14 protein-coding genes are annotated in these 14,268 nt (G+C 55.6%); all 14 read right to left on the bottom strand.

Annotation, left to right across the window (positions count from 1 at the left end; all coding sequences use genetic code 11):
- The coding region (locus KH813_RS03565) for a hypothetical protein (protein WP_303993331.1) at positions 1-578 on the bottom strand (578 nt) is incomplete at its 3' end.
- Positions 579-621: 43 nt separating this feature from the next.
- Positions 622-2,274, bottom strand: a complete 1,653-nt coding sequence (locus KH813_RS03560; RefSeq protein ID WP_303993328.1) for a TolC family protein — start codon at positions 2,272-2,274, stop codon at positions 622-624.
- Between the two features lie 28 nt (positions 2,275-2,302).
- Positions 2,303-3,415, bottom strand: a complete 1,113-nt coding sequence (locus KH813_RS03555) for an MlaD family protein (RefSeq protein WP_303993325.1) — start codon at positions 3,413-3,415, stop codon at positions 2,303-2,305.
- Positions 3,412-4,164 carry an ABC transporter ATP-binding protein gene (locus tag KH813_RS03550; protein WP_303993323.1) on the bottom strand — a complete coding sequence of 251 codons (753 nt, stop codon included), beginning with the start codon at positions 4,162-4,164 and terminating at the stop codon, positions 3,412-3,414. Before KH813_RS03550 ends, KH813_RS03555 begins: the two co-directional genes overlap by 4 nt.
- Positions 4,165-4,173: 9 nt before the next feature.
- Entirely contained in the window at positions 4,174-4,938 is a 765-nt protein-coding gene (locus KH813_RS03545; RefSeq protein ID WP_024048684.1) for an ABC transporter permease, read from the bottom strand.
- Between the two features lie 180 nt (positions 4,939-5,118).
- Positions 5,119-5,982 carry a 2-oxoacid:ferredoxin oxidoreductase subunit beta gene (locus tag KH813_RS03540; RefSeq protein WP_303993314.1) on the bottom strand — a complete coding sequence of 288 codons (864 nt, stop codon included), beginning with the start codon at positions 5,980-5,982 and terminating at the stop codon, positions 5,119-5,121.
- On the bottom strand, positions 5,982-7,730 hold the full coding sequence (locus tag KH813_RS03535) for a 2-oxoacid:acceptor oxidoreductase subunit alpha (RefSeq protein WP_303993312.1): 1,749 nt from the start codon (positions 7,728-7,730) through the stop codon (positions 5,982-5,984). Before KH813_RS03535 ends, KH813_RS03540 begins: the two co-directional genes overlap by 1 nt.
- Positions 7,731-7,761: 31 nt before the next feature.
- Positions 7,762-8,394 carry a DUF3298 and DUF4163 domain-containing protein gene (locus KH813_RS03530; RefSeq protein ID WP_303993309.1) on the bottom strand — a complete coding sequence of 211 codons (633 nt, stop codon included), beginning with the start codon at positions 8,392-8,394 and terminating at the stop codon, positions 7,762-7,764.
- A gap of 69 nt (positions 8,395-8,463) precedes the next feature.
- The gene (locus tag KH813_RS03525) at positions 8,464-9,069 is read right to left on the bottom strand and encodes a DUF3298 and DUF4163 domain-containing protein (protein ID WP_303993306.1); all 606 of its coding nucleotides are present in this window, start codon (positions 9,067-9,069) and stop codon (positions 8,464-8,466) included.
- 386 nt (positions 9,070-9,455) lie between these two features.
- Positions 9,456-10,262, bottom strand: a complete 807-nt coding sequence (truA, locus tag KH813_RS03520) for a tRNA pseudouridine(38-40) synthase TruA (protein ID WP_303993302.1) — start codon at positions 10,260-10,262, stop codon at positions 9,456-9,458.
- Entirely contained in the window at positions 10,250-11,050 is an 801-nt protein-coding gene (locus KH813_RS03515) for an energy-coupling factor transporter transmembrane protein EcfT (RefSeq protein WP_303993335.1), read from the bottom strand. The genes truA and KH813_RS03515 overlap by 13 nt, the downstream gene beginning before the upstream one ends.
- Positions 11,050-11,949 carry an energy-coupling factor transporter ATPase gene (locus KH813_RS03510; protein WP_303993298.1) on the bottom strand — a complete coding sequence of 300 codons (900 nt, stop codon included), beginning with the start codon at positions 11,947-11,949 and terminating at the stop codon, positions 11,050-11,052. The genes KH813_RS03515 and KH813_RS03510 overlap by 1 nt, the downstream gene beginning before the upstream one ends.
- Positions 11,925-12,779 carry an energy-coupling factor transporter ATPase gene (locus KH813_RS03505; protein ID WP_075939381.1) on the bottom strand — a complete coding sequence of 285 codons (855 nt, stop codon included), beginning with the start codon at positions 12,777-12,779 and terminating at the stop codon, positions 11,925-11,927. The genes KH813_RS03510 and KH813_RS03505 overlap by 25 nt, the downstream gene beginning before the upstream one ends.
- 123 nt (positions 12,780-12,902) lie before the next feature.
- A partial coding sequence (locus KH813_RS03500) for a cell wall metabolism sensor histidine kinase WalK (protein WP_303993292.1) occupies positions 12,903-14,268 on the bottom strand: 1,366 nt, incomplete at its 5' end.

The following is a 14,268-nucleotide window of genomic DNA, read 5'->3' as shown; positions in this document are numbered from 1 at the left end:
GTGACAGGTTCGTTATTATATAAAAATTTCGCTCGGCCGGTGACGGTCGGATAATCATTCAAATCCATCCCGCACGTGACATCGGTCAGATCGATGGTGGGATCATGTAAAAATTCCAAATGCGCCAAACCACGATTGATCATGATTTTGGCGCGCAAAGAGAACTCCGTCTGCGTTTCCTGCGGACGGATCAAATGGGCAATATTCCAGGAACGGTCCGGTTCTTCCCGCAACCAAACTTCCGGCTGTTCGATCGTAATGCCGTCAAGGACGCCTAAAGCGGCGCGCTTACCCATGGCATATTCGAGCGCCCGCCACAGATTCCAGCTGACTTCGATATCCGGAACACGCGCTACCGTGAGCCCCTTGGCATCGGTTACCGTCGCATTTTTCACATGCGCGTTCCAAGCCCAGTCTATATCCAGTTTATCGTAACGGACTGTGCCGTTGACGGTCGTCGCCAAGGCCTCGTCCACAAGCGCCGGCGCTTGCTCGAGCACGGTCGGTTTCACATAGAACTCGAACGCGCCCGCGCCGATGGCGAGTACCGTGGCTCCCGTCAAAAGCCAACGTCGCACGGACATGCCCCCTCGCTATTGTCCATGTATTGTTTGACAAAAATTATTGTTCCGCCTGTCGTTTATGCGTCGCCAGGATGGCTTCATCATTGCTCAGCGTAATCGGTTCGACCGGCGCGATTACCTTGCCGCTTTCATCGTAACGCACGACAGCCGGTACGCCCATCGCCTGTTCCAAGCGGGCGAGGCCCGTGTTGTAATCGTACAACGCGGTGATGTAATTCGTGCGCGCCTGGTCCAACGCGAGCTGCGCATCCAAAACGTCCAAGTTGATGCCGACGCCGGCGCGGTAACGAATGCGTGCGATCTTGTACGCTTCCTGCGCCTGCTCTACCGCCTGCGCGGTGGACTGAATCCGTTCTTCCGCGCTGCCGATATTCAAGTAGGCCTGCGTCACATCCAGTTCGATTTGACCGCGCGCCTGCAGATAGGTTTCTTCCGCCGCGGCGAGGTCCGCTTTAGCGCCCTTTACTTTTCCCGTAGTGGCGCCGCCGTCATAGAGCGGCCAGCTCACGCCGCCGGCGACTTTCCAGTCTTCATTTTCAAAGCCCGGGAAATCTTTGTCCTGCCAGCTCATGTTTGCCGTCAGCGCGACGGTCGGTTTGTTGCCGGCCTTCGCGACATTCAATTTTTCTTCACTGGCTTTGACATTCAATGCCGCCTGCTGCAATTCCCAACGATGCGCCAGCGCATAGTCGATGGCCTGCGCCCGCTGAATCGTAATCGCGCGATGCGGCAGTTCATCGGTATCCGGTACGACTGTCGTAACCGTCGGCAGGCGCAACAGATTGCTCATGTTGGCGCGCGCGAGTTGCACGGCGTTTTGCGCTTTAATTTGTTTTTCCCGCGCATCCGCCAAAGCGACTTCGGACGAAAGCACGTCGATCCGCGCCACTACGCCCGCATTATAAATCTGCGTCACGTTTTTGACGTGTTCCGTCAGATTTTTCACGGCGGTGTCGGCGATGTCGGCAAAATGTTGCGCTTCCATCAACTGGTAGTAACCTTGCGTGACTTTATATTTCAAATCCGCTTCTTCTTTATAGATGCCCCATTCCGCCGCGTCACGGCCGTAACGCGCCGCCGCTACCGCGCTTTCGACACGACCGCCCGTCCAAATCGGCCAAGTGACCGAAAGCGTATTTTGAAAACCGTGATCCTGCGCGAATGTCATCGGTACCGTTTGCGTTGTGAGAGCTTTATACAAATCGGTCTTTTTCAGATCTTCAAGCGTCAGATTCGCCCCCGGATTCACCAGCTGCAACGCATTCAACGCGGTCTGCGCGGTCGCGTCGACTTTAGCGGCATGCTCCGGTCCGAGCGGACGTGGCACGGCGACCGTCTGGCTTTTTTCCTTAAACTTCGACGCGCCGAACTGGAAATCAAAACTCGGATTCTTTTTCGCCGCTATTTCACTGACAGCCGCATTGGCCGCCTGCCATTTCGCTTCCGCGATATGCACGGCATAATGATTGACCACGGCGATCTGTACCGCTTCCGATAAGGATAGTTTCAGCGTCTGCGGCGCCAGTTCTTCCTGCGGATCGACAAGCGTCGGAACGCTTTCCCGTTGCAGCACGTCCGTCGTATTGACGATCTTCTTCGTCGCCAAAAGCGGGTTATCCGCCGCGAATACCGATCCTTGACCGACTAAAGCGACAGCCGCGAGTACCGCGGCAATTTTTACATAGTTCATGTTGATCTCCTCTTAACTCTCTACACTCTTAAAAGGTATGGTTGACACCGAAGTAGTAGCCGCCGTTGGGCGCGCTTTCCGGGAAAATCGACTGGGCGACTGCCGACCAGTCTTCCGCGACCGGCCAACGCGCGCGCAATCGGTATTCGGAATCTTCTAAATTATACGCATCGACCGTGAGCAGGCCTTTGCCGATCTCATAATCCGCCCCCGCTCCGATCTCGCCGCGAATTAAACCGGCCCGTACCGACCAGCGGCCGTTATGCTTGCCGTATTGCAAGCTGGCCAGCGTACCTTTACCGATATCTTCCGCGCCGATAAGGCCGAACGCATTTTCGTTACCGATGCGCCAATTGGCGTTCAGTGTGGTTTTATGCTTATCCGTATTATATAACATCTCGACTTCGCCGGGCATGGCGAGTGACGACCGTTTGATTCCGCCGATGCGACTGGAAATCCGCCGCGCGTTTTCACTCGTCACGCGAAAGTTTTCCGCGGTCGCCCGTAAATCGCTGGTTAATTTACCGTCGGCATCCAGCCGCGCGAGCAGCAAATTCACATCGTTCGTCATCTGCTGCAGTGAAGCTGTCAGCACGATCATCCGCGCCGACATGTCATTGGCGTTGGCCACCGTGGCGCGCAGCTGTTCCTGCATGACGGGGTCCCCGATCACTTTGTTGACGCTGTCCATCGCTTCCTGCGTCTTGGCCAGCAGGCGATTCGTTTCCCGCATGATCGCATCAATACCGCCGGGCATGCCGCCCGTGATCGTGTCCCCCGGTTGCAGCGCGCCGTTCTTCAAATCGCCGGGCGTAATGCGAATAAATTTTTCGCCCATGACGCCGTCCGCCTCGACCGCGAAGTAGGAATCTTTCGGAATCGAAATACCGTCGTAAATGCGCAGCCGCACTTTCGCGCCGTGCGGCAGCGACGACACCTCTTCCACTTTTCCGACTTCCACGCCGGAATAGCGCACCTGATTGCCTTGCGCCAAACCGTTCACTTCCGGAAAAATGCCGTAGATGTCGTAGCCTTTTTTACCGAAAAACACAAAGTTCGAAAGTTGTGCCAAGACGATCGCCGTCGCGATCAGACCCGCTAAGGTAAACGCTCCGACCTTGGCCTCCGTTGACCACTTCATGGGCGCCGCTCCTCCTCATCCAATTCGCTCTTGCCCTGTAAAAAATTCTGTACGAGCAGATTGTCCGATTGCCAAAACGTATCGGCCGGAGCATCCGCAATAAAACGCCCCTGATGTAAAAACGCGAGTCGATCGGCAACGGTTCGCGCCGAATCGAGCTCGTGCGTAACGACCACACCGCTCGTGCCGTATTGATGCTGCGCGCGACGGATCAGGCGATCGACGGTCGCCGCGCTGATCGGATCAAGCCCCGCCGTCGGTTCGTCATATAAAACGACCTTCGGTTCGGTCGCCAGCGCGCGCGCCAACGCGACGCGTTTTTTCATGCCGCCGGACAACTGCTGCGGCAACGCATCTTGCCAGTCCGCGAGTCCGACCAGTTGCAAACGTTCGCGCACATGCGCTGCGATTTCATCTTTGCTCAATTCATTTTGCCGCACCAGACCGAAAGCGACATTTTCACCGACGGTCATGGAATCAAACAACGCGGAATATTGGAATACATAGCCCATGTGACGGCGCACTTCGTTCCATTGCCGTTCGCTGTAATCCGTCACATCGACCCCGTCGATCAAAACGCGGCCCGAAGTCGGTTTGATCAAACCGATGAGAACGCGGAGAATTGTCGATTTGCCCGAGCCGGATGCGCCCAAAATGACGAGCGTTTCTCCCGCCGCCACGGTCAGATCCACGCCGCGCAGGATTTCGCGTTCGCCGAAGCGTACCGTCACGTCCTGTAATTCAATCATCTTCGCCTCTTAAAACAAAACGCTCGACAACAAATAGTTGACGGCAAAAATCATCATAATCGAGTACACCACGGTTTCGGTCGCCGCTTTACCGACGCCTTCCGCGCCGGCGGTCGCGAGCATGCCGCGGCTGCAGCCGACGACCGCGACAATCATCCCGAAGACGACCGCTTTAATCATGCCGAGATAGACATCACTCGGCGTGACAAACATCTCTATCGAACGCCAAAACGTGTAGGCGGAAATGCCGTTATTCAATGTGCAGACCAAAACGCCGCCGAAAGTGCCGATGATCAGTCCCAACACATTCAAAAGCGGCAACATGATCATGCAGGCCGCCATGCGCGGCACTACCAAGTAGCTGATCGGATCGGTCGCCAGCACGCGCAAAGCGTCGATCTGCTCGGTGACTTTCATCGTACCGATCTCGGCCGTGATCGCCGCGCCGCCGCGGCCCGCTAAAACGACGCCGCATAATACCGGACCCAATTCGCGGCCCAACCCGAGCGAAACGATCGCGCCGATGGAAAATTGCGCGCCGAAACGCGACAATTCGGTGGCGATCTGCAAAGTCAGCACCATGCCGGTGAACAGCAGCGTCAGCGCGACAATCGGAAAGGAGCCGACGCCCAGCAACGCCATCTGTTTCGTCGTTTGACGCATATTGAGCGAAGTAATGCGCTGCCACGCCGCGATCAATAATTGAACGGCGGCGCCGATCTGCGCCAAAACATATATCGTTGAACGTCCGAGCGAGGTCAACAATTCGTTCACAACGCGCTTCCTCCTAAAGACACTATTATGATTTATTTTAGCACATTTAACGCCCCGACGTCCCCGTATAAAGCGCACTTTTCATTTTTCAGGCAGACGCACAAGCCGTTTTTTCGAAATTTTAAAAGCAGCTGTGTAATACCAGCTGCTTTTGTATGATTTTGTCCCCGTTTCAGGGGATTAACGAAATGCCGCAATGAGGTCGGTAAACGTTTTTTCATTAATCGTTTCGACCTTGGCGGCTAACGGCTCTTCCGCAAGATCAATCAAATCTTCATAACTCGGACGATCTTTTTCTTCGTAAAGCACGCCGGTAACCAAACCTTCTCGTTCGTTCAACAGCGTCAACGCGCGCGCCTTATCGGCGGGATCGTAATCGGCCACATCGTTCACATCGGTGAGATGTTCTTTGAACCATTCGTACGTATTGTATTTATTGTACGTGACGCAAGGCGTAAAGACATTGATGAAGGAGAAGCCGTGGTAATCCATACCGCGCATGATGATATCCACGAGACCGCGCCGATCCAGCGCGTATCCCTGCGCCACAAATCCCGCGCCGGCGGCGAGCGCCATCGACGATACCGCCAGCGGCGTTTCCACATTGCCGTGCGGCGTCGTCTTCGTCACGAAGCCGAGCGAGCTGCGCGGACTGGTCTGGCCCTTGGTAAGACCGTAGACATGGTTATCGAAAACGATGTAGGTAATATTCAAATTACGCTTAATCGCATGAATCGTGTGCCCCATGCCGATCGCGTACGCGTCGCCGTCGCCCGAGCAGACCACCACTTCCAAGTCGCGGTTCGCCAATTTCACGCCCTGCGCGAACGGCAACGCGCGGCCGTGCGTCGTATGCGCGCCGTAGCAGTACAGGTAACCGCCGATGCGGCTCGAACAACCGATGCCGGAAATCAGCATTAATTTTTCAAATGGAATATCGCGTTTCGAAGCGGCTTCCTGAATCGCCATCTGAATGCCGAAGTCACCGCAGCCGGGGCACCAGTTCGGCTGAATCGCATTTTTATACTCTCGTGCGTTCGCCATCAGAGCACCTCCTTGACGCGGGCCGCAATCTGACTCGGTGTCAGTGTCAGGCCGTCATAACGTTTCAACATGGAAAACGGTGCCAATTCGGGCAAATGCATCGTCAGGAGCTGCGTAAGTTGCCCCGTCGCATTTTGCTCGAGTACGAGCACTTTTTTCGCCTTTTCGACATACGGGCGCAAGGCTTCGGTCGGAAATGGCTGCAAGAGTCGCAAACCGATGCGATTGACTTTAATGCCTTCCTTGCGCAACGGTTCTGCCGCCTCCGCGGCCGCGCCACAGGCGGAATTAATCGAAATCAACAGTACGTCGGCCTCTTCCGTCGGCGCATCGACGGCGAGCGGCGCGAAATGATCGGCCACTGTCGTGAATTTACGCAAGCGTTTATCCGTCTGCACGACGCGATTCGACGGCGCTTCCGCCGGCTTACCGACCATGTCGTGTTCCAAACCGGTGGACAGGAACATGCCGTTCGGCGTGCCCGGAATCGTTCGCGGCGAAATGCCCGATTCGGTATCGGCGAAACGCGCGAAATAATCCGGTCGAATCAATTCCGGCAAATCCTTTGTCTGCAAATTACCGCGTTCAATTTTGACGCGGCTGAGATCGAGCGCCGGTACGCTCTGTTTATTCAAGCCCTGCTGCAAATCGGCCAAGACAATGACCGGACATTGGTATTGTTCCGCGAGATTGAACGCTTCCGCCGTCACGTAAAAACATTCCTCGGTGGAGGTCGGCGCGACGACAATTTTGCCCACGTCGCCGTGCGCGCTGTAAATCGCCGCCATGATGTCGCTTTGTTCGACCTTGGTCGCCATGCCCGTCGACGGGCCGGCTCGCATGACATCAATAATGACCATCGGAATTTCCGCGATCGTCGCCAGCGAAATCGATTCCGCCATCAGCGACAGACCCGGACCCGATGTCGCGGTGAACGCGCGGACGCCGGCGAAGTTCGCGCCGATCGCCATCATGCAAGACGCCAGTTCATCTTCCGTTTGCACAACGGCGCCGTGCACGCGGTCAATCGCCTGAATCATGTATTCCATGATTTCGGACGCCGGCGTAATCGGGTAGCTCGCCATGAAACGAGCGCCCGCCGCGAGAGCGCCGAGCGCGATCGCTTCGTTACCCATCAAAAACAGCAGATCGGCATCCGGCGGTTCGGGCAAGCTTCCGGGCGCGGCAAAATTATCTTTCTGTTCATCGACCAGACGCGCCCCCTCGTTGAACGCGCGCACGTTGGCCGCAATCACTTCCTGCGTCTTTTTCGCGAAGCGATCCGAAATCGCCGCGATGAAACGTTCACGCGGGAAACCTAGGTACGCGACCGACATGCCGAGCGCCACAATGTTTTTCATTTGCAGCGAGCCGCATTCTTTCGCGGTATCCGTGATCGGCAAAGCCAGGAGCGTAACGCCCGCCGGCAAATCATCGCCTTTCGGCGCGAATTTCGTATCGGCGATCAACACGCCGCCCGAACGCAATTCGTGGCCGTGCTGATCAATCGTTTCTTGATCAAGCGCGATCAGGTTGTCCACGCCTTCGCCGATCGTTCCCAGCTGGTGGCTCGCGATCCGCAATGCAAAGGTCGTATGGCCGCCCTTGATGCGCGAGGCGAATAAACGCTGGGAAAACAGGGAATAGCCAAGCGCGGCAAGCACTTTGGCAAGAATTTCACCGCCCGATTCAATTCCTTCGCCCTGCTGGCCGCCCATCTTCCAGACAAAATCTTCTCTCGTCTGCAAAGTAAAACCCTCCTTCACTGACTGCTATGCTTCAGTTATGTTGCAAGCGCGCTGGTACGACGACTTCCAACACGCCCGTCGCGTACGGAGCAATTTGCGCCGGGTTAAAAATCACCACGGCGTCGCCGTGATCATTCAAATAGTACGGCAAATCATTGTAGACGGCCGTCGCTTTAGCAAGTTCTTCCGGCCAGTATTCGATCGCCCGCGCCGCCAGCGAGCGTTGCACGTAAGCACGCACTAGGCGATTCGTCGCGGCGTTGGAGCGTTCTCCTAAAAAGTCCGCTAATTTCACGGTTTGACCGTTTTGTTTATCAAACACCCAGGCCCGCCATTGCGTATCGGGATGCGCGCCGCCGTCAAACGAGGTGCCTTTCGCTACCACGGAAAGATAGCGGTCGCTCTGGTAGGTCACTTGCTGGCTATACATCTGCCAGTGATCCGCTACGGGACCCGTCGCCGGCGCTTCTTTAGCCAGTAATTGCGCACCCGCATACTGCGCACGCGCCACATCTTTGGCAAGCATCGCATTGATCTTCGCTTCCACGCGCGGACGCTCGGAAAGGCTTACGCTGACTCCCGCCACATCATTGTAATCGTTGGCGCTCGCCGTGCCGAGCGCGAGCGTCATCATGACGCCGGCTAAAAGAAATAATTTTTTCATAAAGTCCTCCCACTTTCTCTCATTCTATTTATTAATGATCGCCGCCAACAGGCAGCGTATCTGTCCGATTTATTTGCGCAGCGACGATACGTCGATGCTGATCAATCCCGAGGAGTACGGCGCGATTTCATACTGATTGAACAGCAACATCGCGTGTCCCGCCTGATCGAGGTAGTAATTGTACGGCGCATCCGTCGCCAGCGCCGCCGGCAACTCGTCTTCAAAGTACACTATATCGCGCGCGTCCAAATCGTTGCGTACTATATCTCCCAGCAGCGTCCGCAACTCCGCGCGGGAGCGGCCGAGATATTGTTCCAGCGTGACTTTCTCGCCCGTCTTCGTGGCGAACACGAGTCCGCGCGTTTCGGTGTAGCCGTGCGGACCGCCTTCGTACGTATATTCCTCCGTCAAAAAGGAAATATATTGATCGCTGCAGTACGTCGCTTTTTGCGTGTAGTTATGTTCGTACGACCAGCTGCGTTCCTGCATGCTTTTCGCTTCGGCCTGAATTTTTTCACCATTTTGGCGCGCTTCACTCGCATAATGAGCCAATGCTTTATTAATGCTCGCGGAAACGACCGGCTGGCCGGCGATTTTTACCTGCCCTGACTCAACGTCGTTGTCGTCGTCGGCATCGCGCAGGCGCTGAGTGAAACCGCGGTCAGTAAACCGCAAAGTAAAGTTAATTTACGTAGATTTTTCATGGGATTCCTCCGTTCTTTTACAAAACTCTCTCTTATAAGTGTACGCTATTTGAAGCAGGTATGCCACCCTAAAGAAATGCTGTAAAAAACTTTTCATGCGGGTTCTGCGTCAATACGTGCCTAAGCTCGTTACTCTTATTTTACAATGATTTATTTCTTTTTCCAAAGCGGAACAACGGCGGCCCCTCTGTCGGACGGTGCGCGGGTGACAAGCGCGGAATACAGCGCCGCTTTTACGTCCGACGCATGCACTGCCCCGACATGCGCACATGATGCCCGGCAGAAAACAAAAAACAGACCACAAAGGTCTGTTTTCACTTCATTTATAACGTTGTACATCGCCGCATCGGTTGGTATTTACATTTGCCATAACGGCACGGCAAGCGTCCGCGCTTCAGCGATCGCCTCCGGCGTGACGGCGTCGAAATACACATGCAAAAGGCAGAGTCCCTGCGCCGGCGCGGTCATGCCGAGTCGGCGGCGATCCTTGCTCTCCCCGATCGCGACAAGATCGGCCGACGTTTTGCGACCGCGCCCGCAATCGACAAGCGCCCCGACAATATTGCGCACCATTTTGTACAAGAAGCCGTCGCCCGTCACGTAAATTTTCAGCAGGTCGCCCGCTTCCTCGAGATGAATATCGTAGATCGTGCGCACCGGATTGCTCGGCACGGAATTATTGCCGCGATACGCCGTAAAGTCATGCGTGCCGCATACTACTTGCGCCGCCGCGCGCATGCTCGCCACGTCAAGCGCGTACCCGAGCCGCCAGACGTAGCGATAACGAAACGGGTCGTCATCGCGACCGCGTAAAATCTGGTAAAGATAGGTCTTGCCCGTATTTTGCCGACGCACGCTGTAATCTTCCGGCACTTCGCGGCTTTTTCTCACGCGCACGGCCGGCGGCAAAAGCGCATTCATCGCGGATGCGAACCGTTCGCCGGGAATCGTGCCGGTCGTATAAAAAGTACACTCCTGCGCCCACGCGTGCACACCCGAGTCGGTACGCGCCACGAAGTACAGCGTCGTTTTTTGTCCCAAGATGCGGCGCAGTACGTCTTCGATCACTTCCTGCACCGCCATGCCGTTCAACTGCCGCTGAAAACCGACAAAGGGGCTGCCGTCATACGCGACGGTGATGTGAATATTTCTCAGTGCAGCCATCGCAAAACCGCAAGCACCAAAACGACCGCGACCGTAGCCGCAAACGCGACTATGTCCACCTTTTCGTAATGCAGTTCATGCAGCCGCGTCCGATTTTCACCACCGCGATAGCAACGCGCTTCCATCGCGGTCGCGAGTTCATCCGCGCGCCGAAACGCGCTCACAAACAGCGGCACCATCAGCGGCACCAACGCTTTGCCGCGGCGGATCAGGTTGCCGGATTCAAAATCGGCCCCGCGCGCTTTTTGCGCTTTCATGATGCGTTCCGTTTCCTGCAACAATGTCGGGATAAACCGTAACGCGATCGTCATCATCATCGCCAATTCATGCGCCGGCACGCCGATGCCGCGGAACGGATTCAGCAGCTGCTCAATGCCGTCGGTCAAAACAATCGGGCTCGTGGTGTATGTGAGCAGCGCGGAAAAAGTGATTAAGTAAACCAGCCGCATCGTCATCATCGCGCCTTGCCGCAAGCCTTCTTCCGTCACATGCAGCCAGCCCCATTGCCAAACGAGCGTACCCGGCGTGGTGAAGACATGGATCACCATCGTGAAAACGATAATAATCCAAAGCGGTTTGACCGCCTTCCACACGAGGGATAACGGCAAATTCGAAAGCGCGATGCCCAGTAACACAAATGCCGTCACCACGCCGTACGCGACCCAGGTATCGGCGAGAAAAATGCCGACGATGAAAATCATCGTGCAGAGAATCTTCGTGCGCGGATCGAGACTGTGCATGAATGATGTTGTCGGATAGTATTGTCCCAATGTAATATTGCCCAGCATCATTGTCTCCCCTGTCGCGCGCCGCGCGCCGCTTTGGGTCGCGGTGTTTGGCCGAGCGCCGCCAAAATATTGGCCGTCGCCTCTTCCGGTTCAATCGCGCGTTCATCGACCGCGCAACCGCACTCATTAATGCGCGCTAAAAGTCTCGACACCGGCGGCGCTTCCACGCCCGCCGCGGCGAGTTCCGCGCGACGATTGATAAAAATATCCAACGGATTGCCGTCGAGCATAATTTCCCCTTTATTCAAGACAATTACACGGGACGCCAAGCGGGAAATATCTTCCATATTGTGAGACACCAAAATCACCGTAAAGCGCCGATCTTCATGCCATTCTTTCACGCGATCGAAAATCGCCTGTCGGCCGATCGGATCCAAGCCCGCCGACGGTTCGTCCAAAACGAGGTAGCGCGGGTGCATCGCAATCACGCCCGCGATCGCCACGCGCCGTTGTTGACCGCCGGAAAGATGAAACGGCGAGCGTTCCGCGAATTCATCATAAGGTAAACCCACAAAGTGCATCGCCACGCGGACCCGTTCATCAATCTTCGCCGCGTCAAGACCCAGATTCGTCGGGCCGAATGCAATATCGGCGCGAATCGTTTCTTCAAAAAGCTGGTGCTCCGGATATTGAAACACCATGCCGACGCTGTGTCGCGCCTTGCGCGCCGCGGCATCCTTACCGGCGAGGTTAACGCCGTCGACCGTGACCGTCCCCGACGTCGGCGACAGCAACCCGTTCAGATGTTGCACCAAGGTCGATTTTCCCGAGCCGGTATGCCCGATAATGCCGACGAATTCGCCTTCTTTAATTTCCAGATTAATATTGCGCAAGGCCTGTTTTTCGTACGGAGTACCGGCGCCGTAGGTATAATTTACCGCTTTGATTTGTATTGACATAGCGCCTCTCCCAACTCTTCATCCGTGATGATATCTTCCCGCAAAGGCAGGCCCGCCGCGCGCAAATCGTGCGCCACTTCGGAGGCCACCGGAACATCGAGCCCGAGCTCTTTTAAGCGGGCGACATCGCTGAAAATTTCACGCGGCGTGCCGTCCATCACCAGTTCGCCTTTGATCATGACGAGAATGCGATCCGCTTGCGCGGCTTCTTCCATAAAATGCGTAATGTACACGACGGTCATACCGCGTTCGTCGTGCAAGGCCTGCACCGTACGCATGACTTCTTCGCGACCGCGCGGATCGAGCATCGCCGTCGGTTCGTCCAGCACGATGCATTCCGGACGCATCGCCAATACGCCCGCGATCGCCACGCGCTGTTTTTGCCCGCCCGAAAGCATGTGCGGCGCGTGTTTGCGGTACGCCGTCATATCGACCGCCGCCAGCGCCGCATCGACGCGCTCCTGCAGTTCTTCGCGCGGCACGCCGAGATTTTCCGGACCGAAGGCCACATCTTCTTCGACGACCGCCGCGACAATTTGGTTGTCCGGATTTTGAAAAACCATGCCGACGCGGCTGCGAATATCCCAAACCCTCGCTTCATCGCGCACCGAAATGCCGTCCACCAAAACGTCTCCTTCCGTGGGCAGCAAAAGCGCGTTCAAATGCTTGGCGAACGTCGACTTGCCGCTGCCGTTCGTACCGATGACAGCCACAAATTCGCCGCGTTTGATTTGCACGCTGACATCACGGAGCGCGTACCCCGTGTTGCCGTCTTCATCGACATAGGCATGCGCCATATGACGGATATCAAACATTAACGGTTGTTCCATACCGTTCCTTTCCTCGTAACGATAAAATTACATCTCATCTATTCTACCACAATCAACATTGGAAAGTTGCAAAAGATGACAATTAAAATAAAAAAGAACGGAGGTCGCGACCTCCGTTCTTTTTCAGTCCTTCGAAGACATTTCCGCAGCGTCTTTCTCGGAAAGCAGCGGGAACGTGATTGTGAATGTCGTGCCGGAACCGAGCTCCGACGTGACTTCAATCGCCGCGTTGTGCATATCAATGATATCGCGCGCAATCGCCAATCCCAAACCGGTGCCGCCTGTCGCTTTGGTGCGGGAGGAATCGACGCGATAGAAACGCGTGAAAATATTCGGCAAATCTTTTTCCGAAATGCCGACGCCTTCGTCCATAATCGAGACAATGTATTGCGCGCCCGTGACGGTTGCCGAAAGCATGATCCGTCGACCTTCCGGCGTGTACTTCACCGCGTTGTCGAGGAAAATGCGCAACAATTGTTTGAAAAGCGCATCGTCCGCCTCAATCAGCGCCGATTCATTCGCCGCTAAATACAACTCGTGGTGCGGTCCCTGTCGATCCGCGATCTGCAGACCGTTCCACACTTCCCGCACAATCTCCGACGTTTCCAGCGGTCGCAAGCGAATATTGAGTTCGCCGGCGCTCGCGCGCGCGATAAAGAGCAAATGCTCAATCAGCTGCCTCATGTATTCCGTTTCCGCCTGAATCGCCGCCAACGATTCCGAAAGCGTCTCGGGGTCTTGCGCGCCCCAGCGAATCAACAGGTCTGTATACCCGTTAATCACCGTAATCGGCGTGCGCAATTCATGCGACGCGTCGCTGACGAACTGCCGCTGCTGCGCGACCCCGTGCTCGATACGATCAAGCGTGCGGTTAATCGTCACCGCCAGTTCGTACTGCTCATCCTGCGATTCCGGCAATGGGATACGGTAGCCCATTTCATTGACTTCGATATGTTTCAGCGGTTCTTTCATCGCGCGCAACGGAGCGAGCACTTTATTCGTCAGCACCACGCCCGCTAAAATCGTGACGCCCAAGCTGGCGAGCACCGTCACGAGGATTTGACGGACCAAAAGCTCGATGAAAAAGCGTTCACGTTGCGCGCCGCGAATAAATTGCAGGTAGTAGACCCTGCCGTCCGCCGATTCCCAGCGTTTAAGATAGCGATAGGTCAGTTCATTTTCCGTATCAATGACCTCAAAGTGAGCGCCGTCGGGATCCGTTTCATTCAACTGATGCAGTTGCTCCGGCGTCAGCGACGGCCCGGGCTCGTAGCGGGTAATATTGTCAAGAATCGGCCGCCCTTTGGCGTTGTACACCACAAGATCAACGTACGTCAGCACATTTTGTCCCTGAAAAATACTCGCGTCCACCTGGCCGTGATGATCCAGATAAAAAACAGTTTGACGTGCGCTCATGCGCACGTCAAATTGAAGCTGTCGCATCAAGAGGTAATGAACGCTACCGATCGCGAGAAACGCGGTAAAAATC

It is taken from the genome of Negativicoccus succinicivorans, from assembly GCF_018373335.1.
Taxonomy (GTDB): domain Bacteria; phylum Bacillota; class Negativicutes; order Veillonellales; family Negativicoccaceae; genus Negativicoccus; species Negativicoccus succinicivorans_A.
Note: the sequence above shows the minus strand (reverse complement) of the source record. Positions and strands in the feature narration are given on the sequence as shown.